The 22,818-nt window shown below is 34.3% G+C and carries 24 protein-coding genes; 7 read left to right on the top strand and 17 right to left on the bottom strand.

Annotated features, from left to right (window positions below; all coding sequences use genetic code 11):
• The first annotated feature begins 26 nt into the window (after positions 1 to 26).
• The 4 genes from PQ463_RS05010 to PQ463_RS04995 all read left to right on the top strand — a co-directional run bounded on the left by PQ463_RS05010 (position 27) and on the right by PQ463_RS04995 (position 3,948).
• On the top strand, positions 27 to 938 hold the full coding sequence (locus PQ463_RS05010; RefSeq protein ID WP_274256611.1) for an alpha/beta hydrolase: 912 nt from the start codon (positions 27 to 29) through the stop codon (positions 936 to 938).
• Positions 939 to 994: 56 nt separating this feature from the next.
• Complete coding sequence (locus PQ463_RS05005; RefSeq protein WP_274256610.1) at positions 995 to 1,636, top strand: NAD(P)H-binding protein; 642 nt, start codon at positions 995 to 997, stop codon at positions 1,634 to 1,636.
• Between the two features lie 627 nt (positions 1,637 to 2,263).
• Positions 2,264 to 2,728: a hypothetical protein gene (locus PQ463_RS05000; RefSeq protein ID WP_274256609.1), complete on the top strand. Its 465-nt coding sequence runs from the start codon at positions 2,264 to 2,266 to the stop codon at positions 2,726 to 2,728.
• Entirely contained in the window at positions 2,728 to 3,948 is a 1,221-nt protein-coding gene (locus PQ463_RS04995) for a hypothetical protein (protein ID WP_274256608.1), read from the top strand. Before PQ463_RS05000 ends, PQ463_RS04995 begins: the two co-directional genes overlap by 1 nt.
• Before the next feature lie 160 nt (positions 3,949 to 4,108).
• Here the strand turns inward: PQ463_RS04995 and PQ463_RS04990 are convergent, their stop codons facing one another.
• From PQ463_RS04990 to PQ463_RS04980, 3 genes are all read right to left on the bottom strand, one after another.
• Entirely contained in the window at positions 4,109 to 4,774 is a 666-nt protein-coding gene (locus PQ463_RS04990; protein ID WP_274256607.1) for an ankyrin repeat domain-containing protein, read from the bottom strand.
• Positions 4,775 to 4,785: 11 nt separating this feature from the next.
• Positions 4,786 to 6,117, bottom strand: a complete 1,332-nt coding sequence (locus tag PQ463_RS04985; RefSeq protein WP_274256606.1) for an amidohydrolase — start codon at positions 6,115 to 6,117, stop codon at positions 4,786 to 4,788.
• 120 nt (positions 6,118 to 6,237) lie between these two features.
• Positions 6,238 to 7,098, bottom strand: a complete 861-nt coding sequence (locus tag PQ463_RS04980) for a helix-turn-helix domain-containing protein (RefSeq protein WP_274256605.1) — start codon at positions 7,096 to 7,098, stop codon at positions 6,238 to 6,240.
• A gap of 343 nt (positions 7,099 to 7,441) precedes the next feature.
• On the opposite strand from PQ463_RS04980, the gene PQ463_RS04975 reads away from it, so the two are divergent.
• Entirely contained in the window at positions 7,442 to 8,326 is an 885-nt protein-coding gene (locus tag PQ463_RS04975) for a helix-turn-helix domain-containing protein (protein WP_274256604.1), read from the top strand.
• A 110-nt stretch (positions 8,327 to 8,436) separates the two neighbouring features.
• Here PQ463_RS04975 and PQ463_RS04970 read toward each other — a convergent pair whose 3' ends face one another.
• The 14 genes from PQ463_RS04970 to PQ463_RS04905 all read right to left on the bottom strand — a co-directional run bounded on the left by PQ463_RS04970 (position 8,437) and on the right by PQ463_RS04905 (position 20,915).
• Positions 8,437 to 9,663 carry a RidA family protein gene (locus PQ463_RS04970; RefSeq protein WP_274256603.1) on the bottom strand — a complete coding sequence of 409 codons (1,227 nt, stop codon included), beginning with the start codon at positions 9,661 to 9,663 and terminating at the stop codon, positions 8,437 to 8,439.
• A 264-nt stretch (positions 9,664 to 9,927) separates the two neighbouring features.
• The gene (locus PQ463_RS04965) at positions 9,928 to 10,731 is read right to left on the bottom strand and encodes a DUF2490 domain-containing protein (RefSeq protein ID WP_274256602.1); all 804 of its coding nucleotides are present in this window, start codon (positions 10,729 to 10,731) and stop codon (positions 9,928 to 9,930) included.
• 12 nt (positions 10,732 to 10,743) lie between these two features.
• Positions 10,744 to 12,801 carry a TonB-dependent receptor gene (locus PQ463_RS04960; protein WP_274256601.1) on the bottom strand — a complete coding sequence of 686 codons (2,058 nt, stop codon included), beginning with the start codon at positions 12,799 to 12,801 and terminating at the stop codon, positions 10,744 to 10,746.
• Positions 12,802 to 12,806: 5 nt separating this feature from the next.
• A complete protein-coding gene (locus PQ463_RS04955) occupies positions 12,807 to 13,691 on the bottom strand; it encodes an urea transporter (protein ID WP_274256600.1) in 885 nt (294 codons plus the stop codon).
• Positions 13,692 to 13,727: 36 nt separating this feature from the next.
• A complete protein-coding gene (locus tag PQ463_RS04950) occupies positions 13,728 to 14,426 on the bottom strand; it encodes a hypothetical protein (RefSeq protein ID WP_274256599.1) in 699 nt (232 codons plus the stop codon).
• Positions 14,427 to 14,433: 7 nt separating this feature from the next.
• Entirely contained in the window at positions 14,434 to 15,231 is a 798-nt protein-coding gene (locus PQ463_RS04945; protein WP_274256598.1) for an urease accessory protein UreD, read from the bottom strand.
• Between the two features lie 4 nt (positions 15,232 to 15,235).
• Positions 15,236 to 15,874: an urease accessory protein UreG gene (gene ureG / locus PQ463_RS04940; protein ID WP_144213159.1), complete on the bottom strand. Its 639-nt coding sequence runs from the start codon at positions 15,872 to 15,874 to the stop codon at positions 15,236 to 15,238.
• A gap of 41 nt (positions 15,875 to 15,915) precedes the next feature.
• Complete coding sequence (locus PQ463_RS04935) at positions 15,916 to 16,605, bottom strand: urease accessory protein UreF (RefSeq protein WP_274257927.1); 690 nt, start codon at positions 16,603 to 16,605, stop codon at positions 15,916 to 15,918.
• Between the two features lies 1 nt (position 16,606).
• On the bottom strand, positions 16,607 to 17,110 hold the full coding sequence (gene ureE / locus PQ463_RS04930) for an urease accessory protein UreE (RefSeq protein WP_274256597.1): 504 nt from the start codon (positions 17,108 to 17,110) through the stop codon (positions 16,607 to 16,609).
• Complete coding sequence (locus PQ463_RS04925) at positions 17,110 to 17,697, bottom strand: hypothetical protein (protein WP_274256596.1); 588 nt, start codon at positions 17,695 to 17,697, stop codon at positions 17,110 to 17,112. Before PQ463_RS04925 ends, ureE begins: the two co-directional genes overlap by 1 nt.
• Before the next feature lie 82 nt (positions 17,698 to 17,779).
• On the bottom strand, positions 17,780 to 19,501 hold the full coding sequence (gene ureC, locus PQ463_RS04920; protein ID WP_274256595.1) for an urease subunit alpha: 1,722 nt from the start codon (positions 19,499 to 19,501) through the stop codon (positions 17,780 to 17,782).
• Complete coding sequence (ureB, locus tag PQ463_RS04915) at positions 19,498 to 19,869, bottom strand: urease subunit beta (protein WP_274256594.1); 372 nt, start codon at positions 19,867 to 19,869, stop codon at positions 19,498 to 19,500. Before ureB ends, ureC begins: the two co-directional genes overlap by 4 nt.
• A gap of 17 nt (positions 19,870 to 19,886) precedes the next feature.
• Entirely contained in the window at positions 19,887 to 20,189 is a 303-nt protein-coding gene (ureA, locus tag PQ463_RS04910) for an urease subunit gamma (protein ID WP_198857246.1), read from the bottom strand.
• Between the two features lie 333 nt (positions 20,190 to 20,522).
• Positions 20,523 to 20,915 (bottom strand): hypothetical protein, encoded by a 393-nt coding sequence (locus tag PQ463_RS04905; protein ID WP_274256593.1) that lies wholly within the window; start codon positions 20,913 to 20,915, stop codon positions 20,523 to 20,525.
• A gap of 452 nt (positions 20,916 to 21,367) precedes the next feature.
• On the opposite strand from PQ463_RS04905, the gene PQ463_RS04900 reads away from it, so the two are divergent.
• Together PQ463_RS04900 and PQ463_RS04895 are read left to right on the top strand one after the other, a co-directional pair.
• A complete protein-coding gene (locus PQ463_RS04900; RefSeq protein WP_111378150.1) occupies positions 21,368 to 21,970 on the top strand; it encodes a Pvc16 family protein in 603 nt (200 codons plus the stop codon).
• On the top strand, positions 21,967 to 22,803 hold the full coding sequence (locus PQ463_RS04895) for a hypothetical protein (protein ID WP_274256592.1): 837 nt from the start codon (positions 21,967 to 21,969) through the stop codon (positions 22,801 to 22,803). Before PQ463_RS04900 ends, PQ463_RS04895 begins: the two co-directional genes overlap by 4 nt.
• Positions 22,804 to 22,818 lie beyond the last annotated feature (15 nt).

Raw genomic sequence — 22,818 nt, 5'->3', positions numbered from 1 at the left:
TAGTTTAATATTAAAAATTAATCAAAATGAAAAAATCGGTAAGATTTAATGCAATGTATTGGGACATAGCGGCAGACTTATTGTTCCCTCCAAATTTTGACGAAAACAAAAAATACCCTGCCATCATTAGCACACACCCTATTGGTAGCTGTAAAGAGCAGACTTCAGGAAATGTATACGGGCAGGCATTTGCCGATGCAGGTTTTGTAGTATTGGTGCCAGATGCATCTTTTCAAGGTGAAAGCGGCGGTGAATTAAGATATTTAGAAGATCCTTCTTTTCGTGTAGAAGATTACAGCTATGCTTGTGACTACCTGGTAACATTACCTTTTGTAGATGAAAAACGTATTGGTGTTTTAGGCATCTGTGGTGCTGGCGGTTACTCCATCAATGCAACTATGAAAGAAAGACGCATCAAAGCCGTGGCAACAGTTACCGGTGCCAACTATGGCCGTGTAATGCGCGAATTTGGAGATCCTATCGCAAACCTTGAAGCAATTGCAGAACAAAGAACTGCAGAAGCTAGAGGTGCAACTTTAAGAGTAGACCAAGGCCTTTATCCTACCTATGAAATGGCAAAAGAACTTAACGCCGATATTGACCTTTTAGAAGCAACTGAATACTACCGTACTTCTCGTGGTCAAAGTGAAAACGGTGTAAACAAAACCCTGTTTTCTCACAATGCGGCCGCTCTGACATGGGACGCCTATAATCTTGCAGAAAAATTACTAACACAGCCATTATTGGTAATTGTGGGCAGAAAATCAGGAGCGTTTGGAGCTTACAGAGATGGTTTTGAAATAATTCGCCGTGCCGCTTCAACTAAAAAAGAATTGGTAGTTGTTGATGGTTGGTCACACTATGATTTATATGACAAACCCAAACCAGTCAAAATTGCGTTAGACAAATTGATTCCGTTCTACAAGGAAAACCTTTAATTTATTGAATTTGCAAAAGCCGAAACTTTTTCGGCTTTGCTTCTTAAAAACGTCTTATGGAAACAAAAAATATTTTAATACTAGGTGCCGGTGGAGCTATTGCTCAGCATGTTATAAAGTTCCTGAAAAATGATAACAAATTAAATCTTACGCTTTTTGCAAGAGATAAAGGCCAATTAGAAAATTTCCTTGATAACAAGATAAGTATTGTTACAGGTGATGTCATGAATGATGAACAGCTTAATAATGTGCTCAAAGGCCAAGATATAGTATATGCAAACCTGTCGGGAGAAGTAGATAAAATGGCTGCGAAAATTATTTCAGCTATGCAGCATAACAGTGTATCCAGACTCATTTTTGTGACTTCACTTGGCATCTACAATGAAATTCCTGGTGAATTTGGGAAATGGAACAATCGAATGATTGGCTCTGAATTGGTCAGATACAGAAATGCAGCAGATATAATCGAATCGAGTGAAGTCAATTATACAATTATCCGTCCTTCATGGCTAACCAATAAAGATGAAATCGAATTTGAGACTACACAAAAAGGAGAACCTTTTCTTGGTACTGAAGTTGCGAGAAAAGCGGTTGCCAGATATATTTCTGATATAATTGAAAATCCTGAAAAAGATGTAAACGCTAGTGTAGGTCTTAACAAACCAGGCGTGTATGGAAATAAACCCGATTTTTATTAATTTAAAATGAAAAAACAAAAACAGTAATGTTTACAAAAGAAATAAATCAATTTTTAACGTTTAACCCTTACTGTACATGCAAACCGTTTTAGAATTAAAATTCGAAATAATTATCTTACAAATTAAGAGAAAAATAGGCCAATTTCTTTAAATCGTTCATAAAATGGTTTGTAAATTGTTCAGTAAGGTCACTAAAAGAGACAAGTAGTTAATAGTTGTCTCTTTTTTTATGCTCTAATGTGTAGATTTTTCAAGCCTTCACAGCATAATATTTGTGGTTCGATTTTTTTACAAGAAATTCTTAGTCTGTTTGAAATAAACAGTCTTAAAGTGGCGCTATCAGATATTTAATCGAAGCTGAACGATGGTTCGAAATCCTGCTAAGGATATACATTATCCTAATTCCATTTTCACAATTATCTTTTATACAGAAAAAAGTCAAATTTAAATTATTGAAAATTTAATTTCTTCCCAACCTTTTAAACCAAATCGACATCTATAATTAAAAGACACATATTTAATTCTCGTGAATATGACATTTTTAAAAAGTCATTTTTTATTTTTATACTTTTAACTACCGTTTTTTACAATAAATAAAATCAAAGCTATAAAACCAAAATTTATATCATGGGAAAAACAATCTTGTTCATCTTATTTTTTATCACTTCAATATCCTTCGCACAAACAAAGGTAATAGCGCACAAAAGCCATAGTGGTTCTAAAAGTACATTTTCAAAAGCGTACAAGAAAAATTTGTTTGATATTAGAAATTCTAACTTTGGATTACCTACACATCACATTGTAATTTTAGACACTGTTATTGCTATAGACAAGTCTCGTTCCATATTAAAAATGAGGGTATCAATTGATGAGTATACAGAACAACAAAGACGTAATTATAAAAACTTAGATAATTATAAAAATTTAGGTAACTCAAACTTTAGATATAAAACTACAGTAATAAGTGATAGTTTATTTAACAAAAATAACTCCGTGGACTATATAAAACTTGCCCCTGCATACAGGTACCCAATCTATTTTGTGAATCCTATTGGAAGTGTAGTTTTTATAGGTTTTAAAAAACCTTTTTAATGAAAAGAATTGAAAATTTCATTTACCAAACATTGGTATTGTTCTCTTTTTTAGGAATTGTATTTATTCCCTTTTCTTTCCAGTATCTTAATATCCAATCTGTAACAACCAAACTTTTATTTCAGAATTTGATAGTCAATACGGTTACAAAAATGGAAAATATTACTATTTCAAATCCTGAAATTACGTCAGATTCAACGACACTTTATGGTCTATTTTTTGTTTTATTATTTCTGTCGTCAACTTTTACAATAGTATTTTCACTTTTTAATTTTTGGAGAATCCATAAAAATCAAATTAATAAGGTATTCCAAATCGTTTTAACCTATTATTTGGGCTGTGTAATGCTCAAATATGGTTTTGACAAAATCTTTAAAGTCCAGTTTTATTTTCCAGAACCTAATATACTTTATACTCCATTAGGAATGCTTGATAAAGACATTTTGTTTTGGAGCACAATGGGAACTTCTTACAGTTACAATATTTTCATGGGTTTAATGGAAGTTATTCCAGCCTTGATGCTGTTTTATAATAAAACCAGAATTCTTGGTCTTTTTATTCTTTTGGGGGTCTTAATGAATGTCGTTTTTATCAATTTTGGTTTCGACATTTCAGTAAAGTTGTATTCAATGTTCTTACTCCTGATTTGTTTTTTATTGCTTGTCCCGAATTTGAAAAAAATAATTCTTTTTTTTACATCAAACCAATCAATGAACTTATCACATTTTAAAGGCTCGGATATAATCACTTCAAAATCTGCGAGAATCATTATAAAAACATTAATTGTCTTTTTTATTTTTACGGAATCTCTTTTTCCATACATTCAAAACCAAAATTTCAAGAACGATAATACTATTCAAAATCCGCTTCATGGTGCATATGAAGTTATGAAAGTGGAAAAGAATGAAGCGAAGCAAAATTCTGTAAATTTGGAAATAAAACGCATTTTCATACATCGAGATAATTATATTATTTTTCAATATACAGATGATACTATGGAAGATTTTTATTTAGAAATTAATGAAACCAAAAATCAATTCATACTAACTAATTACAATGGTGAAAAAATAAAGTCGAATTACAAGTACCTTGAAAATTTAAAAACATTAACCATTTATTCTCCAGAATTAGGCATAAACATTTATTCTAAATCACTCCCTTGGAAAAAAATGCCATTATTACAGCCTCTTTTTCATTGGACAGTTGATGAAATTCGTTAAAACTAAAAAACTTCAATGAATGTTGAATAAATATCTATATATGAAAAAAAAGAAACTTTTTTTATCCTAATTCTATTTTCGCAATTATCCTTTGCACAAAACAGAATAGTTTATGGAGTAGTTAGAGATAGCACTGGACTTGGCTTGCGACGTATTCTTATCACTTTATGATAGTCACAATTTCTTTAAATCCTTTTGCCTGCGCATGCTGTAGCGGAGTTACTCCATCATGGTCAGGTATATCCATTCTTGATCCTGCATCTTTTAGAATCTGAACAATCTGCTGGTATTTTAAGCTTCCGTCTCCCAGCACGATAGCCTCCATTAAAGCAGTCCAACCTAAACGATTAACATGATCGATCGGAAAGTTCTTAGTATTGGCAAGTAATCTAACCGTTTCTACATGACCACGTTCGCATGCGGGTATAAGTGCCGAACCGTTGTAGCGATTGAAGATATCGAAGCGTGCACCATTGTTCAAAAATAAGCGTACCAGTTCTGTCTGTCCGCTTGCACCTGCATACAAAAATGGGCTGTCCCTGTTTTCTGCCTGCTGATTCACATCTGCCTTATGTTTTACTAATATCTTTGCCATTTCTGTCTGCTTACCCATTGTTGCAATTAGCAACAGAGAGCGCTTATTATTATCAACAGCATTTACATTTGCTCCATTTTCTAAAGCTTTCGCAACCCCAGAAATATCATTCTGATGTACTAGCTGCAGAATATCTTTTTGCATAATTTCATTTTTTTTAAAGGCCCAAACCGGCTGACAAGAACCAATAGGCATTATTAGTATTAATAAAACAATTATAGTTTTTTTCATAAACAGATAAATTAGAAAACGATATTCCCTTTGTAAATCAGAGATTTTATTGGCGATATGCGAGAAACTGCTTCTGCAGAACAGCTGGCATCGACAAGTATCAGATCGGCATCATCACCTTCTTTTGGCCATTGCTGCACACCTTTGTCATCTAACGGAATAGATCCTGCTGTTGCCAACTTGAGCATTCTAGACAATCCGAATTCAGAAACCTGTCCGTATAATTGCGCCGCTAGATTGGCTTTCTGCAATACGCTTCCGGTTCCCATAGTGCTCCAATAATCTACAATACTATCATTTCCTGTCATAACATTTACTCCGTGTTTTAATAATGTTGGAATCGGCATAATCGCCCCGCCAAAAGGTATTGTAGAAATAATCCCCACTTGTGCAGCAGCCAACTGTTCTGCAATTGCTTCCTGTTTGACTTTATCTAAAGTAGCAAGAGCAAAGGCATGGCTGACAAAGGTTTTTCCTTTTAGAACAGGGTTTTCATTCACTTTATTAATTAAGTATTCTATAGTATCAAGACCGGATTTTCCTGATTCATGCAAGTGGATGTCAATTCCTTTATTGTTGTCCAGAGCAAGCTGAATCGTGGTATCCATTGTTTTTTGAATTGAACCATCCACATTTGTAGGATCTAAGCCTCCTATAAAATCAATATCCATTTTTGCAGCTTCCTTCATATAAGGAAGTGAGTCTGTATAGTACAAACCGTGTTGCGGAAAAGCTACCAGCTCCGCTCCAAAACTATTCTTTTTGTTTGCCAGTGCAATTTGAAGATTTTTAAGTGAATCCAGTTTAGATGTTGGCTCAATATTGACATGGCTGCGGGCAAATCCTGTTCCGTGCGACTGCAATAATTCTATAAGTTTTTCAGCCTTATATGTAGAGTTTTTCAGCATATCAGGCAATGTTTTCTGCTCCAGTGCAATCATTCCCTTTATTCCTCCAGAACGACGTACTGCACGCCATTTTTCAGCATACAGCGTTTTGTCCAAATGAATGTGCATGTCTCTAAAAGACGGCAACATTAGCATTCCTTTAGCATCTATTGCTTCCTTACCAGTTACGTTAGAGCTAATTTTCTTTATTTTACCATTCTGAATTTCTACAGAAAAAAGCCCTGTTTTAGTTCCCACAACTTCTTCTCCTTCAAATTCAAAACCAGTTTCCAGACGAACATTTTTCAAAACATAAGAATTTCCCAATGCTGTTGTTTGATCTTTCTGCAAATGACTATTTTGCCCTTGTAGTATTGATGGCATAAAGGCAATACCTGCCAAACCTAATCCAGAACTCTTTAGAAAATCTTTACGTGAAATACCTCGCTTCTCCATATTCATTTTTATTTAATTAGGGGCTTTCTTTATTTTAACAAAAAAACAAGATAGCGTTTTTCAAATGTACAGATTTGCAAACCAGAAAACTTGCATGATTCCTACGGCAACTTGAAGAATTTATCTTTTTTTACGAAATTCAGTTGGTGATATTCCTGTATGGCTTTTAAAAAAATTAGAGAAGTAAGCATGGTCTACAAAACCCAGCTCAAAAGCAATTTGTTTTATGGATAAATCGGCACTTTCCAGTAATCTTTTAGCTTCTGTTTCTACACGCTGCTGTATAAGTTGTGTAGCAGATATTTTAAGATGCTTTTTACAGAGGACATTCAAGTAATTAGCAGAAATATTTAGCTTGGCAGCATAAAATGCTACAGATTTCTCCTGCTTGAAGAATTCATCTATGAGCATATTGAAAGCCGCTAATCGAGAATTGGACTGATACACTTTAAATTCAGTAAAAGCATATTCTGCTTCTCTACTAATAATGGATGCTATAACTGCTGCACGCGCATTAATCAGATAGGTCAGGAAATTTGAGCGTTTCAGCTCATTTTTGATTGCATCAAATTCATAATGTAACAGTTCAAAAGCAGTTTGAGATAATTGTATAACGGGATGATTCTGGTAATTGGTAAAAGAAAATCTAAAATATGGCGCGAATCTTTCAAAAAAAGTTCGTTCAATCATAAGCTGATAACCTACTGTTCCTTCCTTTATGTCCCATTTGTGCATCTGTCCTGGAAATAATACATGAACCTGATAATCACTAATAGGATAATCTATAGAATCGATAGAATGAACTCCATTTGCCTTTTCGAATAAACTGATAGTAAAGAAATCATGTGAATGAGGTTTTTCAATAATTCTTGCTCCATGTAGATCATTAAATAAAATCTCTACATTGCCTGCGAATTGGTCATCTCTAAATTCCTGTATACCGATCACCGATACAGAATGGTTTCTTTCAGATTTATCCATAATAAAAAAGTGAATTTCTTGTGAAGCTTTTTACATAAAGAAATCAGCTAAAAGGCATTAAATAAACAGCGAAATTTATAAAAAAACAATAAAAGTATAAATTCCTTCCTAGACTACTAATTATGATTTGCTCTTTTATCACTTTTAAGACTTTATTGGCTTTACACAAAAAACGTCTCTATATTATCTATAATTTTATTATAATTAGAATTCCAGCTAGCAGAAAATAGCTTAAATTAGTGCTTCATTTTTTAGCTGCATATCTGATTTTAAGACTAATTATAATCCCATATTATGACCCACGCATTTGCATCTGCAGCTAATAGCACAAAATTAGGTTTCAATGAAAAACAACCCTAAATTAATTAGTAATTATGAGTACAAGAAGTTCTTTCTTCCAGATATATCTACTCACAATCTATTTAATAATTCGAATGTACAATTGTATCGAATTGAAAAATATTTAAAGAAAATCGTAATTCCTGTTAACCCTTATCAAACCACTTTTAACTTTCTGATTTTTGTTACCAAAGGATACGTAAAACAGCAGTTGGAAACATCTGTTTTTGAAATCAATGCTAATCAAGCGCTTAGTATTAAACAAGGAAATTTTACGGCAACATTAGAACTTTCAGATGATGTTGAAGGCTTTTTTGTTATCTATGAGAATGAGGTCATTACTGAAATTTCATTAACAACAGGAGACTTAAACTTCTTTTACACTTCGCCTTTCTCTATTTTAAACCCTAATAAAATTAACTGGCTTATTCGTTTATTTGAATTGCTGGAAGAAGAATTAAACCAAGCTGAACATATTAATGCAATCACTACATCACTTCTTCAATCTGCATTATTAAAAATTATACGAACAGAAAACACTACGAACAAATCACTCAGCCGTGCAAGTTTTATCTCTTTTCAGTTTAGAGAATTGGTGCAAAAAAATCACATTGAGCATAAAAACATTGATTTTTATTCTAATGTACTAAAAATATCAGATAATTATTTGAACAAATGTGTTAAAGAAACCACAGGAAAGGCACCAAAACAATGGATAAACGAAATTACAATTCAACACAGCCAAATTCTTTTGCAAGATAATTCGAAAGAAATAGCAGAAATAGCATTTGAATTGCATTTTCAATCTCCTTCGTATTTTTCTCGCATGTTTAAAAAAGTGACAGGAGAGTCACCTTCTGAATATCGATCACAATTTTTAAAACATTAAAATTTACAATTCTTTCAAAAAAACGAAAACGCTTAAACAGGATGTTTAAAAATCCTGTTATAAGCGTTTTTTGTCTAAAAAAGACTCTACTTAAAAAATACAATTTTTAATTAAGCTGGCGTGCCTTCGCTGTTAGAAACTACAGCATCAATTTGGATTAAAGCATTCAAAGGAATTTCTGAAACTCCAATTACCGTTCTTGCTGGCAAATCTCCATTGAAAAATGAAGTATAGATTTCGTTTACAGCAGTAATATCAGCCACATTTTTAAGCTGAATGTTTATTTTAACAATGTCATCCATTTTGTGATCAATGCTTTCTACAATTGCTTTGATATTGTTTAAACATTGTACAGCTTGCTCTTTAATTCCACCGCTCACTATTTGATTGTTTTCTGAAACCAAAGGCAATTGACCCGAAATATGATTGTAATGTGAATAAGCAACTGTGTGTGAATATGGAACTTTTGGTGCATTTTCTGTGCTATTTGCTTCAATTACTAGAAAACGTGCATCTTCTGGAAGTTGGGGAGGTGTTCCGTCACCATGTGAGACTGCAGTATCAATCTGCACCAAAGCACCCATTGGCAAAGCAGAAGCACTAACAATTGTTCTAGCCGGAACATAGTTTGGGAAGAATTTTGCTAAAACTTCGTTTACAACTTCAGCATCTGAAATGTTCTTAAGAAAAATTGTAGTTTTAACCACATCGTTCATAACATGTCCAATGCTTTCTAAAATAGCTTTAATATTTTCTAAACATTGTTCTGCTTGCTCTTTTACACCACCCTCAACAATTTTACCAGATTGTGGATCAATAGGCAATTGAGCTGAAATATTACTATAGTGCGAAAAAGCTACGTTATGGGCGTGTATGCTCTTTGGTGCGTTTTCTGTATTTCTAGTTACTTTAACTAATTCCAAAGCTTTTTGCGGAGTTGTTCCCTCGCCGTTTGAGATAAGAGTATCTATCTGAATTAAAGCTCCTTCTAATGGCAAAGCATCTACGGCAACCGTTGTACGAGTTGGAAGATTGCTTTTGAAGAATGTTTTGTATACTTCGTCTACTGCTTCTATATCAGAAATATTCTTTAAGAAAATAGTTAGTTTTACAGCATCATCCATAACATGACCGATGCTTTCTACAATTGCTTGGATATTTGTCAAACATTGTTTTGCCTGTTCTTTAATATCGCCACTAACAATCTCTCCAGTTTTAGGATCGATAGGCAATTGTGCTGAAAAATTGTTGTAATGAGAAAACGCTACTGTTTGCGTTGAAAATGGGCTTTTTGGCGCATTTTCTGAGTTTCTCGAGTTCTTTTTAATTTCGCTCATAATTTGTTTGTTTTTCTGTTTTAATTATTACTTTTTTTATGGACTAATGAGTTGAGTGATATTGAATAAGATTTAATTTTAACACATAGACACATAGCTTTTTACTCCTTCTTTTAAGTTCACAGAAAAAGCAAGCTTTAACACATAGCTCTATGCGCCTTGAAATTAGTGAAACACCTTTTTTAACTTTACAAAAACTATGTTTCTATGTGTTTAAAATAATTTCACAAAATGTTTTAAGCACTAAGTTTTTCTAGTGGTTTATTATGCTCCGAAAGGATTTTTCCAAATTATATCTACGGCTAAATAATTCACGTCTGAAATATCAAATCCTTTACCAATAAGGTTATACATATAACCTACATCGAAAATAAATGGAATTTCATGTGGAGTAAGTGAGTAGTAAAGTGTGAGTCGGCTTTCTTTATAATCAAATTTTGACCATTCCTTCTCGGGCTCATTTTCTTTGCTTATTGCAAAAAGAACTTCGGCTCCGCCTATAATATGATGTGTTTTAGTGCTTCCTAAATCTAGGCTTAGTTGTGTTTTGAGGCGAGTACGTAACTGAAAATTTTCTTCGGTATTACTAAAATCAGGATTGAAAAATTTTCTAAATTCCTGTCTTATTGTATTTTTCCATTTCAGTCCGTTGCCTTCTGTGATATAAGAATAGCGTCCGTATAATCTAAATTCCTGTTCAATTGCAGGATTCAATTCTTCATAAGGCGCTTCAGAGTCATAATTATTGGATCGTCTATAACTTAACGCATACGAGTATTCCCAATTCTTGCTGTATCGATTGGAAATTTCCTCGTTTATTACCAGAATAGCCATTTTAGAAAATGGATTGTTCTCATCTGGACTACTCTTTAATCCATAACCTATATAAGTTGTCGATTCTTTCTGTTTAAGTGAATCTAAAGACTGTCTGATGCCAAAGGCAAACCAAGCTGCGTTTTTTCCTTCTCCTAAGCCTGGTGGACTTAACTGTGCGTATGTTTTACTAAATGTGACCACAAAAATGACCACTGCCAATAGCAATTTGCTTTTTGCAGACACGTTTTTCATATTTTCTAAAGTTTAAAATTTGTAGCTTATTCCGGCTTTTACAGCGAAAGGAGTTCCGGGAGTAAAACATAATTCTGATACTGAACTAGCTTCGTCTCTAAGTCTGGTTTCTGTTTCAAATTGCGCTTCATTCCATTTGGTATTAAATATGTTTTGAAACTGCATGTTTACTTCCCACTTTCTTTTTCCATAAGCCAAGACAAGATCATTAACGAAATAGCCTCGTGTTCTTACCGAATTATCTTCTATGGCAGGTCTAGAATCCATATAGCGGTATCTTAAATTTGCAGAAAACCCTGATGGAAGTTTTACTGCCACGCCTCCAGTACTGGTAAGAGTTGGTACTAACGGAATATAATCTTCTCCTTTTGGCTCATCAATAAAACGGGCATGGGCATAATTAAGGTCTCCGTCTAAATAAAGCCAAGAAATAGGCTGATATCTCAAACTCAAATCAAAACCCAAACGACGTGTTTTTCCTGACGGCTCTACCACTGCTTCGTCTCCAACATATACAAATTCCTGTTGCAAATACATGTGCCAGATCGCCGGCTGAATAATCATATTGGCAGTTGGACGAAGAATAACTCCAAGATCACTTCCAAAAGAGTACGGAAGAATGTCTTTTCCATCTTGCGCTACAACAACTCTTACGTCGTTGGAATGAAATCCAAAACCAGACTTAATATACCATTGCACATTTTGGTTCTGTGTATACGAAATATTCAATTTTGGACTTATTCTAGCCGCCGAAGCCTCTTTTGCAGCAGGTAAACTAGCAAGTCGATCATGAAGACTAAACGTAAAATAGTCTAACCTTACCGATGGATTGATGAGCCATTTCCCTACTCTATAATCAAGTGAAGTATAACCATGAACATTGACTTCTGTAGCAGATCCATCAGATAATCTATCTAACAATAAATCACGCTGATAGACATGATTTAATTGTAAGTCCTTGATATCATCAAAACGAAATCCCGCTCCTGATGTCCAAGTCATGTTGCTATTTTCAAATGCAAATCTTCGGACATACTTATTTTCAAGTCCATAAATAGAACGATTATCAGTTTGCTGAATCTCGTCTCCGTAAACAGGATCATTTAGAAAAAAAGTAAAATTTGAAAACAGATTAAAATTATATTTAGAATAGAATAAATTGCTTGAAAACTCTTCATTCTCATTGGCTAAGTATTTATAATTTATAGCAAGGTTTGTTCTCGAAGTCCTTCCGCCTTCAGTTGGATCTATAGATCCCCACCTGCTTATAATTCCTTCTTCTACTGCTCTTTCTGGAATCTGTCCCGAAGCATTCCAGTTTGAAGTAAAAGTAGATCCTAAAATAGAGATGTATTGTTTTTCATCAATCCACTGGCTGTACTTCGCCAAAAAATTAACGCGTGTAAAATCCTGTTTGACATCAAACGGTCCGTCTGTATAATTGAATTCTCCAGCAACATAAAAACTCTTATCCTTGTTGTTTTTATCTAAAAGATTAAGCATTGTAACCGCTCGCATCGTATTAAACGAACCTCCTTCAATTTTGAAAAGATTATTGTCCAATCTGTCAAAAGTGCTAAAATTGACGTAGCCTGAAGTATTAAAATCTCCTTTATCTGCATAATAAGATCCTTTACCAAAATCGATATCTTTGATTGTTTCTGGAATCAGAAAATGCAAATCGGCATATCCCTGTCCATGTGCATGTGAGACTATGTTTACTGGCATTCCGTCAGCCATAACGCTGATATCGGTTCCATGATCATTATCAAAACCTCGCAAAAATATTTGTTCTGCTTTACCGCCTCCGGCATGCTGGGCAATAAATAATCCTGGAACTTTTCGTAATAGATCCTGTGCAGAATTTACAGGTGACATTTTTAAATCGACTTTCATTATTTGTTTTCTGAAGTCGATATTACTAATTACTATTTTGCTCAGATGCACTGTATCTGCTTCTGATTTGTTTACTTCTATTTTTTTTGCTTCTGGCTTATTTACTTCTTGAGCAAATCCATTCTGCACCGCTAACAATACTATTACAATTGCTGTAAAAAGTTTGTTTCTCATTATTATTAATTTTCTTCTACAATTACCGTTTTACTTTCAAAACGGCCTACTATTTTTTTAAGGAAAACAATTACCCACATCGATAAAACAAATGGAAACGTAAGTGTAATCCATCCGTTATGCATCATAAAAATGTCAAAGTATGTTGCTATTACTACTGAAAGCAATACATATAATCCATCTCTTGGTTTTGTTCCGCTGCATGCAATTCCGCATAAAACAGCGTTGAAACTAAACATTCCATCTTCTATTAATTTTACAGAATCTTGATCAAAATGTGCAATCGCCGCTGCAATTACCGCCGCTAGAAATCCGTATAAAGCTGCTGTAGGGTTGTTGAGAAAAACCCCAATAAAAAACAGCAAACCTGCGGCAATAGTTCCTTGAAAAATCACTTCACTATAAGCATGTGCTGCTACTGCAAAATCTTCAAGTTCCTTCATCTCTACATTAACTGCAGGAATTCTTGCAACCGCTAATCCAAAGTGCTGAATACTCAAAACAGCAATTACCGTGATGACAATAAAAGGAAAGGTGAAAAAGGGAATCTTTTTACGAATAGAAAATTCCATTAGCAATGTGCTTAGTACAGATCCTAAAACAAGTAAAAACCATATTAACAGACTGGTTTCAAAGAAGAAAACTAATCCTACTCCGACTAACGTTGCATTAAATCCGTATAAACCTGCTTTTATATTTTCGTCACTGAAATTGCAAATTTTTGCTGTCGCAGTACCGATTATAGAACTCAGCAAAGCTGCAACTCCCATCAGGATAGAATCATAAGATATCGCAATTAAAAATAATAATCCTGTCCAAGCACTTTCTTGAAGCATGATTTGTCCAATGCCTTTAAGCACTGTTTCTACTATTGATTTTATTTTTTTCATTTGTGTTATTACTTCTAGAAATAAAAATTATTTGAATTACCAGCCTAAAAAAACCATCCCGACGCCACATGCTAAAACTACTGCTCCACTAATTGCTGGGGTATAACGCTCGAGTTTTTCTGTTTTGAAAAAAGAATATCCATATACCCCTAAAAGCACCATACCAAGCATAGTCAAAACAGTGCTTAATGTAAAAACACCAATGATTGTAGAAATTTCGCCAACAGAACGTTTCAAACCTGAATAGAACAATAAAGGAATTAGCGGTTCGCTTGGCCCCATTACAAAAATGGCAAACAAAACCAAAGGCGTTACTTTAACTCGATTCGTAGGCATAACTACTTCTCCATGTTTATGCGAAAACACAAATACATCTTCTCCCATTACGTCAAAATGTTTGTGCGCTTTGTTTTTGTAAGCAGCCCAAAGCCCATAGACAAGATAAATTGCACCAAATAACAGCAGTGCCCAGCTTGCAACATTGCCTCTAAAATCTTGGAAAAATGTTATTTTATTGATTTGCCATCCTAAAAAAACTCCAATAAATCCTAAAACTACCGAACTCAGAATATGTCCGAAACCGCAAACTATTGTAAGCATAATGGTCTTAGAAATGCTCCACTTTCTCGATCTGGATAAAACAATAAATGGCAAATAATGATCGGGACCCGAAGCCGTATGAAAAAAGCTGATGCTTATCGCTGTAATTGATAATGCTATTAAATTTGAATTCATAATCTGCTTAAATTTGTATTACTGCTTTTTCTTCCCAAAGCACATCCTGCACTTTTCTAAAGAAATCAAACATTTGCTCTCCTCCATTTCCTAGAATTCTAATGACAAAACCATTTGATTCTAATTCACTGATTCCAAATGCTACGTTTTCCAATCCTTCCAATTCTTTAAAAAAGAATTCGATATTCTCCTTCACATCCTCATTCCTTGTGTTTAGATAAACAAAAGTTCCTTGATGGGTAAAGCCTTCGAGCAAACCCATCGCGGCTAAGGGCATAATATCTGGTCTTAAGAGAACATTGTCTTTTAAAACCAGTCTATCGTGATGATAAACCTCTAAAAGGTTTTGAAAATGAGCATATTTAAAAGTTTCTCCGTGATGTTTACGTCCACAGGTAATAATTTCGCTAATCGTCAAATCACAGTCATCTTCAATGTAAATCTTATTATGACTTTTAAATGTTGAATCTTCATGAGGCACCACAGGGTGAGGAACATACGAAAAAGATGTTCCTTTTTCCATTGTGACATTCATGATTTGCGAAGCACTACCCTCCATATTAAACAATCGCTGATAGGATTGTGACTGCAATTGCAAACGAGCATTTTCTTTTACATTCACTTGAATATCGTAAACGTCACCGCTTAAAATTCCAGGTGATGAACTCATAATCATCAAATACGAAGCTCCATCAGATTTGTACTGTCCGACAGGCATAATCCTGAAGGGCTGTGTCACGTACGCATCTCTTAAAAATGATTCCCCATCCCTTTCTTCTATTTCTATTTTTAGGGTACTTACCATTTGATTAACGAACTAAATTTGGTTCTTCGATATCTTCTAGCAATGCATATTTCTTGATCCAGCCAATAACTTCATCAATTCCTTCTGTAGATCTAAGATTTGAAAATACAAACGGTGCCCCTTTTCTCATTCTACGTGCATCGTTTTCCATTACCTCTAAACTCGCTCCAACATAAGGCGCTAAGTCAATTTTATTAATCAAAAGCAAATCTGATCTTGTAATACCAGGTCCGCCTTTACGAGGGATTTTTTCTCCTTCTGCAACGTCAATTACGAAAATTGTCACATCGGCTAAATCTGGCGAGAAGGTTGCTGAAAGGTTATCTCCACCGCTTTCAATTAGAATTAATTCGATATCTGGAAAGCGCGAAACCAATTCATCTACTGCTTCCAAATTCATACTCGCATCTTCGCGAATCGCTGTGTGAGGGCAACCTCCAGTCTCTACTCCAATGATTTTTTCTTTTGGTAAAAGACTATTTTTTACCATAAATTCGGCATCTTCCTTTGTATAGATGTCATTGGTGATTACGCCTAAATTATAATCGTTTAGCATTTTTCGGCTCAAACGTTCTAACAATGCAGTTTTTCCTGATCCAACAGGTCCTGCCACTCCTACTTTTACATATTTTCTAGTTTCCATTTTCTTTTTGTTTTTCTTTCTTCTTTCTTCTTTTCTCTTTGTTACGACATGTACAATCTTGAATAAAGTCTCTCGTGCTGCATACATCGAATATCAAAAGCCATGCTGCAAAGACCTACAAGTTCCCTGTCTATTGTTAAGGTTTCTTTTGCTAATTTTTTAAGCAGTGGTTGCAATTCGAATAAAACATCTTGCCCATCTAATTGTCCTAGAGGCACCAGTTTAACCGAATTGGTAATCATTCCGATCGCGGCATTGTAATAGAATGCAAACAAAGCTTCGTCTAGTGGAATTTCCAGTAACTGCGCGTACAATCCAAAAGCGATGCAATAATGTGCTGTTGCTTCTTTATTGGCAATTGCTTGTTCATAATCGTTAATAAGATCAAAAGCTTTTTGTCTTCTAAAAATCTTAATTAATCGAATTCCCAGTTTCTGACTTGCCTCTCGTATTTCGCGTGGACTCTTTAAAGCACTGCATTCTTGATCTAGTTTTATTATGGTTTCCAAATCATTATTTGCAGCCGCTACATAAGCTAATTTCAAGAAAGATGCATCATTGTATTTAATATTATACATTAACATGTTTGACACAAACTCTTTTGCAGAAGCCACAGAATTTACCGCTTCATCCTGAACGTAAGTCTCCAATCCGTTAGAGTGTGTGTATCCTCCAATTGGCAAAGTCGGATCTGCCAGATGGAGAAGGCTTCCTAAATAAGTGTTTTCTATATTAGTCATTTGAAGAAGCCATGTTTAGGATTTTTGTAAAAAGAGACGAATTTCCGTGACCATGTGGCGCTACATTTGATTTTAGCAAATGCAAGAGCTTTATCTCCTGTTTTTCTGGTTTGTAACCACTCGCTTCGAGCCATCTAAACATTGGCATTTCAAAAGGCATCATAATCTGATCATTCTGAATGAATAACGGAAGATGTTTATTTCCAATTTCATAACAGATCGTACCCATTTCTAATAAAGACGAAGGTGTCATTACAATCGCTTCACAAGGTTTAATGTTTACAACAATCGCTTTTTTATCATCTTGATAAAGAATATCATCTTGATTCAATCGCTGTCCTTCCTGAATAAACTTAATCGCAATTTCAACTCCTGAATTTGTTCGCTTGCGCTGAATTCTCTTGGTAGTTTCAAACCACTCTATTTCCAGAAGATCTATCTCAAGACCTTCAATTGAATGTGTTTTTGTATTACCTATTATCTGTTGTATAATCATTATTTCGATTTTTTAAGGGAAATGTTTTTTGAAACTCCTAATCCGAATGTTGATCCATTTATTCCAGCAACAAATGTTCGATTGCTTGTTTTATTTGCATCATTTCCTGTAGTATTTTCATATGATAATTCACAGAATTTCGCTTTTAGTGCCCATCCATGACCAAGAAGTACGGCAACAATTGGGTATACTCTTCCCAGATAACCGTTATAGCTATAAGATCCTGGAGTATTCATAAGCGTATTTCCCCATACATAATGCGCGTCAGCCTGAGCGATGATGGCAAAATGATCTCCAATATTCCAAGAGTCACTGTAAAAAGGACCGATTTCGTGTTTAGAGTCGGTAAGATTTCCTGCTGCGTTTTTCTCTTGATCAAAAGCAAAATTCATCCCTGCAACAACGTGATCATTAAAAAAATATCCTACTCCGATTGGGTTTGCACCAAAACTGCTACCCGTATTATTATTGTCTTTATAAGTTAAAGAACCATAAAGCATTAAAGATCCTTTCTGTGCATGAACCGTTGTTAAAGACGTACATACTAAGAGAAGAATTAAACCCAAATTAATTTTCCAACTATTCATAAATTCTTTTTTTGTGTTTTTATTCTATTCTTACTGCAACAAACTAAATTGTCGCAGTAAGAAGTAGAATAACAGTTATTAATTAAAACAAATAGTATAATTGTGCTAATGGAAGTTTATCCACAGGTTCGCAAGTGATTTTTTCTCCATCGATTGTCACGGTATAGTTTTCAGCATTTACCATGATTTCTGGAGTTGCGTTGTTATGAATCATATCAGCCTTGCCAATATTTCTGCAATTTGAAACTGCTAGTAATTTCTTTTCCAAACCATATTCTTCGGCAATATTATTATTGATACCTGCCTGAGAAACAAAGGTGAAAACTGTTTTAGTTAAAGCTTTACCATAAGCTCCAAACATATTACGCATAATAATAGGTTGCGGTGTTGGAATAGAAGCATTAGCATCCCCCATTTTGCTTGCGGCAATAAAACCTCCTTTTACGATAATTTCTGGCTTAACTCCAAATAATGAAGGTTTCCAAATTACCAAGTCAGCAATTTTGCCTGCTTCTATTGATCCAACATAATTAGAAATTCCGTGCGCAATTGCAGGGTTGATAGTATATTTAGACACATATCTCTTTGCGCGATAGTTGTCATTTTTGTTTGCTGCATCTTCAGCCAAATATCCTTTCTGTTTCTTCATCTTATCGGCTGTTTGCCATGTACGAGTAATTACCTCTCCTACACGTCCCATAGCTTGAGAATCAGAACTCATGATACTAAATACTCCCATATCTTGAAGCACATCTTCTGCCGCAATAGTTTCAGGACGAATACGTGAATCGGCAAAAGCCACATCTTCTGGAATTTTTGGACTCAAGTGATGACAAACCATTAACATATCTAAGTGCTCATCTATAGTATTTGTCGTATAAGGTCTAGTTGGATTTGTAGATGCTGGCAATACATTCGGATACATTGCTGCCTTGATAATATCTGGTGCGTGGCCACCTCCTGCTCCTTCTGTATGGAAGGTATGAATAACACGTCCTGCAATAGCATTCATAGTATCTTCAAGAAATCCTCCTTCATTAAGTGTATCAGTATGAATGGCTACTTGCACATCATATTTGTCAGCCACTTTCAAAGAAGCATCAATTACAGCTGGAGTTGCTCCCCAATCTTCATGGATTTTTACTCCCAATGCTCCTGCTTCAATTTGTTCTTCAATTGGAGCTTCTGTAGCGACATTCCCTTTTCCGAAGAAACCAACATTTACAGGAAATGCTTCTGCGGCTTGTAACATTCTTTTAATATTATGTTTTCCTGGAGTAACCGTTGTCGCATTTGTTCCGTCAGCAGGCCCAGTTCCACCACCAATCATAGTAGTAACTCCACTATACAAAGCTGTTTCTATTTGTGTAGGGCTGATAAAGTGAATATGCGTGTCAATCCCTCCTGCTGTAACGATATACCCATGTCCACCATGAACTTCTGTTGAAGCTCCGATAATCATACCAGGAGTGATATTGTCCATAGTATCTGGATTTCCTGCTCTACCAACACCAACAATTTTTCCATCTTTAATACCAATATCCCCTTTTACAATTCCCCAGTGGTCAATAATTGTAGCACCAGTAATTACAAAATCGAGAACACCTTCATCACGCAAAGCTGTTGAAGATTGACACATCCCGTCTCTAACGGTTTTTCCTCCTCCAAATTTTGCTTCGTCTCCATAAGAGCAGAAATCTTTTTCAATTTCTATAATAATATCTGTATCTCCTAAACGTATTTGATCTCCTACGGTTGGGCCAAAAATACTTGTATAATTTTTTCTAGTTACTTCTAAACTCATGATTTCACATTTTTAAATTCGCCCTCTTTTAAACGTTCTAATGCAACAGCTTTGTTGTGCGGAGATAAGTCTCCATCTACTAAATTGTTGTGTCCAAAAAGACGTTGGTTTCCGCCAAACTCAGTCAGTTCAACTTCTTTCTCTTCTCCTGGTTCAAATCTTACTGCTGTACTGGCAATAATGTTTAATCGCATTCCAAATGCCTTTTCTCTGTCAAATGACATCATTCTATTCACTTCAAAAAAGTGAAAATGTGAACCTACCTGGATTGGTCTGTCTCCAGTATTGGTAACTTTTATGGTTAACGTTTCACGGCTATCATTACAAATAATAGTGCTATCTTTTAATATAATTTCTCCTGGAATCATCGCAGTATTTTTTAAGTTTATCGCACAGGATTGTGCACAGTTACTAATTTGGTGCCATCTGGAAATGTTGCTTCAATCTGAATATCATGAATCATTTCTGCAACACCATCCATTACATCTTCTTTGCGAAGCAGTGTCGCGCCATATTGCATCAATTCAGCTACCGTCTTTCCATCTCGTGCGCGTTCCATTAATTCACTGCTGATAAGAGCAATGGTTTCAGGATAATTTAATTTTAAGCCACGGGCTTTTCTCTTTTGAGCAAGTTCGCCAGCTGTATGCAGCATTAGCTTCTCAATTTCTCTTGGTGTTAAATGCATAATAAAATATTTTGGGTTATGTATATAGAGTTCCGCACAACTGATCTCTTGTTTTAGATCAATAATGTTTTCTTTAAATAATAAACATGGATTAGATAAGGCAATAACTGCCCTGTCCAATATAGAATAATCTATATGGATAAGTATGAAGGTGCATTTTTTACGATAAGATACATCTGTTATCTACTGCAAAATGTGGTATCCTACTTATAGATAATAAGTCTAGACTAAAATTTAGGCATAATTCTTCACTCTAGGTAAAAATCTACATTTTACCATGAACATAATATGCTAAATCCAATTAAGCAGTAAGCAATAAGAATTAAAAAATAATTAAATGTGGATTTTCAAGCTGTGAAATAGGATATTTCGTGACGTGTTTCTAAAAGGAGTTATGTTTCGTTCCCATAATCCTTGACTGTTCAATTTTATATTTTCTACATAAATAGAACAGTCCTCTTTTAAGTTTTTGAAATTTAAATCTAGCGGAGATGCTGGCAAAGAACTGTTAGATTTCTCCGTTTCAGAAGTATTCTCTAATAATACGAATTTTAACTCATCTGAATCTGAAAGTGCTTTATTAATTACAGTATTATTGGTAGTTAGCGCCTCAAGAACTGCTTCAGTTCCTGTGTGAGTATTTATTCTATTTACAATGCGGTTGCTGTAACTATTTGGGATAGTTAAAAAGCAAATTTGTAAAAAAATAATATAAGCTAACTTCATCGGGAAGATTTCAATTACTAAAGGATTATTCCTTGTATAATGGCAAATTTAGCAGTGTTGAAACACAATTGAGTAGCACAAATCTTGACTTTTCTTTTCCAAATTTCCCAATAACAAAAATTTAACACTTTTTCTTGTTTAATGATTTTGCTAATGAACCTTTATTTTGGAAACGTAATTTCTAAATACTTTTCAAAGAGCTTAAGCAAATGCCAAATTAAGGTTTATCCAATACACTTCTACCCCATCAAAAACACAAAAAAACTCAAAACCAGTATATTAACTGAATAAAAAAGGGGGATTTTCCCCTTTTTTGGTACATATGCATTTATCTAATTTAGTCGAATCTTAAAAGCACTATTAGAAGCCTGATTTCTAATTGCATTCTTCGCCCAGAATCTTATCTCTTCCAATAAATTTCATTTAGTATTTATAATAATTTTTATCAAAAGATGATTTTTGAAGTAATACAAATAATTACAGAACAAGTAAACAACTATCTCGAGGAAATTGGGTTGGACAAATCTGTTGTACCTGAGAATATTGCTTTTTTAGAATCTCAAAATGATGATATTACAGATGCATTAAAAAATGCTGTGGCGCTTACGATAATCAATTTAGATGAAGAAGCTACTTTAAAAAACTTCCCAAATCATATTATTGAAAATACGAAGACTATATATAAAAACAGTATTATCAATTTAAATCTCTTTATACTCTTTAGCGCCAATAGAGACAAGTATATCAACTCTCTTAAGGATATTTCAAAAATTATTGAATTTTTTCAGGGGAAAAAACTTTTTACCCAAGCCAATACCATCTTTAACAGAAACAGTAGCGCCATGAGCAATGTAGATAACTTTAGATTTACGGTTGAGCTCTACACGCCCACTTTTGAAGAATTAAATTATATCTGGGGAACACTTGGCGGAAAACAGCTTCCGTCGGCCTTATATAAAGTCAGCATGATCCAAATTGAACGCAACATTGCACAAGCAGAAGGAGAACTTATTGGTGAATTTACAGGTATAACTAAAAAGAAAGAACAGTCATGAGTTATTCTTCTACATATGGATTGTTGTTTCAAGTGACGTTTCTTCATAATTATTTTTTGAATAACGGAGAAGAAATTTTCACTAGTATGACTGATGATAAAAAAGAAAAAATGCTCCAGCAATTTAATGCAGATGCATTTATAGCCATAACGCCAACTTTAGAAACCATCACTGTACTCAAAAACTACAAAATGGTATTCAAAAAAAACAAAACAGGTTTTGGAGTATACATTAAATTAAAAGATGAATTGGACCCATTTATTAAAGTCCCTGACAATCTGAACCTAACGTTTTTAATTAACATTAATGATTATCAGTTTGAAAATTATACTAATCTTGATTTTGCTCTTACTCAAGCATATCTCTTCAGTAATGTAAAACCATTGACTGAACCCGTTTCATTTAAATATCTTCCAAAAATAAGTGACAACAAACTTATTTCAAACGCCTATTTGGTATCTGAAAAAACCACTGCCGATTTAATCTCGACACTGCAGCCGTCAGAACAGCAAAATGTCTTTGGAATTATTTCGCTTTCCGCTAAAGGTGACAACAGCTCAGAAAACATTATAGACGATTCGGATAAAATGTTAAGTCCGAATTTTAAAATTCATTTTGATAACCGAAAAACGTTTTGGAGATACATCAACCGTAAAGCAAAAACCGAAATTAAAACCAAGACCGCAAAACCATTAACACGATCTGGTTTTGTAGAGATTGACCCTATTAACGATTTGGATCCTTCGCAACCGGCAGAAAGTCAATATCCAAATCCGTCTGTAAAATCAATAACAAAAATCGATAGTGATTACTATTCAGAAATATTTATTTAATAATTAAAAAACAAA

Source organism: Flavobacterium sp. KACC 22763, from assembly GCF_028736155.1.
Taxonomy (GTDB): Bacteria; Bacteroidota; Bacteroidia; order Flavobacteriales; family Flavobacteriaceae; genus Flavobacterium.
This window is presented reverse-complemented; position numbering and strand designations above follow the sequence as displayed.

Excerpts from the sequence above, each read along its gene's own strand:
- PQ463_RS04985 (WP_274256606.1), bottom strand. The coding sequence starts at position 6,117 with ATGGAGAAGCGAGGTATTTCACGTAAAGATTTTCTAAAGAGTTCTGGA.
- PQ463_RS04960 (WP_274256601.1), bottom strand. The coding sequence starts at position 12,801 with ATGAGAAACAAACTTTTTACAGCAATTGTAATAGTATTGTTAGCGGTG.
- ureC (WP_274256595.1), bottom strand. The coding sequence starts at position 19,501 with ATGAGTTTAGAAGTAACTAGAAAAAATTATACAAGTATTTTTGGCCCA.
- PQ463_RS05005 (WP_274256610.1), top strand. The coding sequence starts at position 995 with ATGGAAACAAAAAATATTTTAATACTAGGTGCCGGTGGAGCTATTGCT.
- PQ463_RS04950 (WP_274256599.1), bottom strand. The coding sequence starts at position 14,426 with ATGAATTCAAATTTAATAGCATTATCAATTACAGCGATAAGCATCAGC.
- PQ463_RS04965 (WP_274256602.1), bottom strand. The coding sequence starts at position 10,731 with ATGAAAAACGTGTCTGCAAAAAGCAAATTGCTATTGGCAGTGGTCATT.
- PQ463_RS04980 (WP_274256605.1), bottom strand. The coding sequence starts at position 7,098 with ATGGATAAATCTGAAAGAAACCATTCTGTATCGGTGATCGGTATACAG.
- PQ463_RS05010 (WP_274256611.1), top strand. The coding sequence starts at position 27 with ATGAAAAAATCGGTAAGATTTAATGCAATGTATTGGGACATAGCGGCA.
- ureG (WP_144213159.1), bottom strand. The coding sequence starts at position 15,874 with ATGGAAACTAGAAAATATGTAAAAGTAGGAGTGGCAGGACCTGTTGGA.
- PQ463_RS04975 (WP_274256604.1), top strand. The coding sequence starts at position 7,442 with ATGAAAAACAACCCTAAATTAATTAGTAATTATGAGTACAAGAAGTTC.
- PQ463_RS04905 (WP_274256593.1), bottom strand. The coding sequence starts at position 20,915 with ATGAAGTTAGCTTATATTATTTTTTTACAAATTTGCTTTTTAACTATC.
- ureB (WP_274256594.1), bottom strand. The coding sequence starts at position 19,869 with ATGATTCCAGGAGAAATTATATTAAAAGATAGCACTATTATTTGTAAT.
- PQ463_RS04900 (WP_111378150.1), top strand. The coding sequence starts at position 21,368 with ATGATTTTTGAAGTAATACAAATAATTACAGAACAAGTAAACAACTAT.
- PQ463_RS04925 (WP_274256596.1), bottom strand. The coding sequence starts at position 17,697 with ATGAATAGTTGGAAAATTAATTTGGGTTTAATTCTTCTCTTAGTATGT.
- PQ463_RS04955 (WP_274256600.1), bottom strand. The coding sequence starts at position 13,691 with ATGAAAAAAATAAAATCAATAGTAGAAACAGTGCTTAAAGGCATTGGA.
- ureA (WP_198857246.1), bottom strand. The coding sequence starts at position 20,189 with ATGCATTTAACACCAAGAGAAATTGAGAAGCTAATGCTGCATACAGCT.
- PQ463_RS04995 (WP_274256608.1), top strand. The coding sequence starts at position 2,728 with ATGAAAAGAATTGAAAATTTCATTTACCAAACATTGGTATTGTTCTCT.
- PQ463_RS04945 (WP_274256598.1), bottom strand. The coding sequence starts at position 15,231 with ATGGTAAGTACCCTAAAAATAGAAATAGAAGAAAGGGATGGGGAATCA.
- PQ463_RS04970 (WP_274256603.1), bottom strand. The coding sequence starts at position 9,663 with ATGAGCGAAATTAAAAAGAACTCGAGAAACTCAGAAAATGCGCCAAAA.
- PQ463_RS05000 (WP_274256609.1), top strand. The coding sequence starts at position 2,264 with ATGGGAAAAACAATCTTGTTCATCTTATTTTTTATCACTTCAATATCC.
- ureE (WP_274256597.1), bottom strand. The coding sequence starts at position 17,110 with ATGATTATACAACAGATAATAGGTAATACAAAAACACATTCAATTGAA.
- PQ463_RS04895 (WP_274256592.1), top strand. The coding sequence starts at position 21,967 with ATGAGTTATTCTTCTACATATGGATTGTTGTTTCAAGTGACGTTTCTT.
- PQ463_RS04990 (WP_274256607.1), bottom strand. The coding sequence starts at position 4,774 with ATGAAAAAAACTATAATTGTTTTATTAATACTAATAATGCCTATTGGT.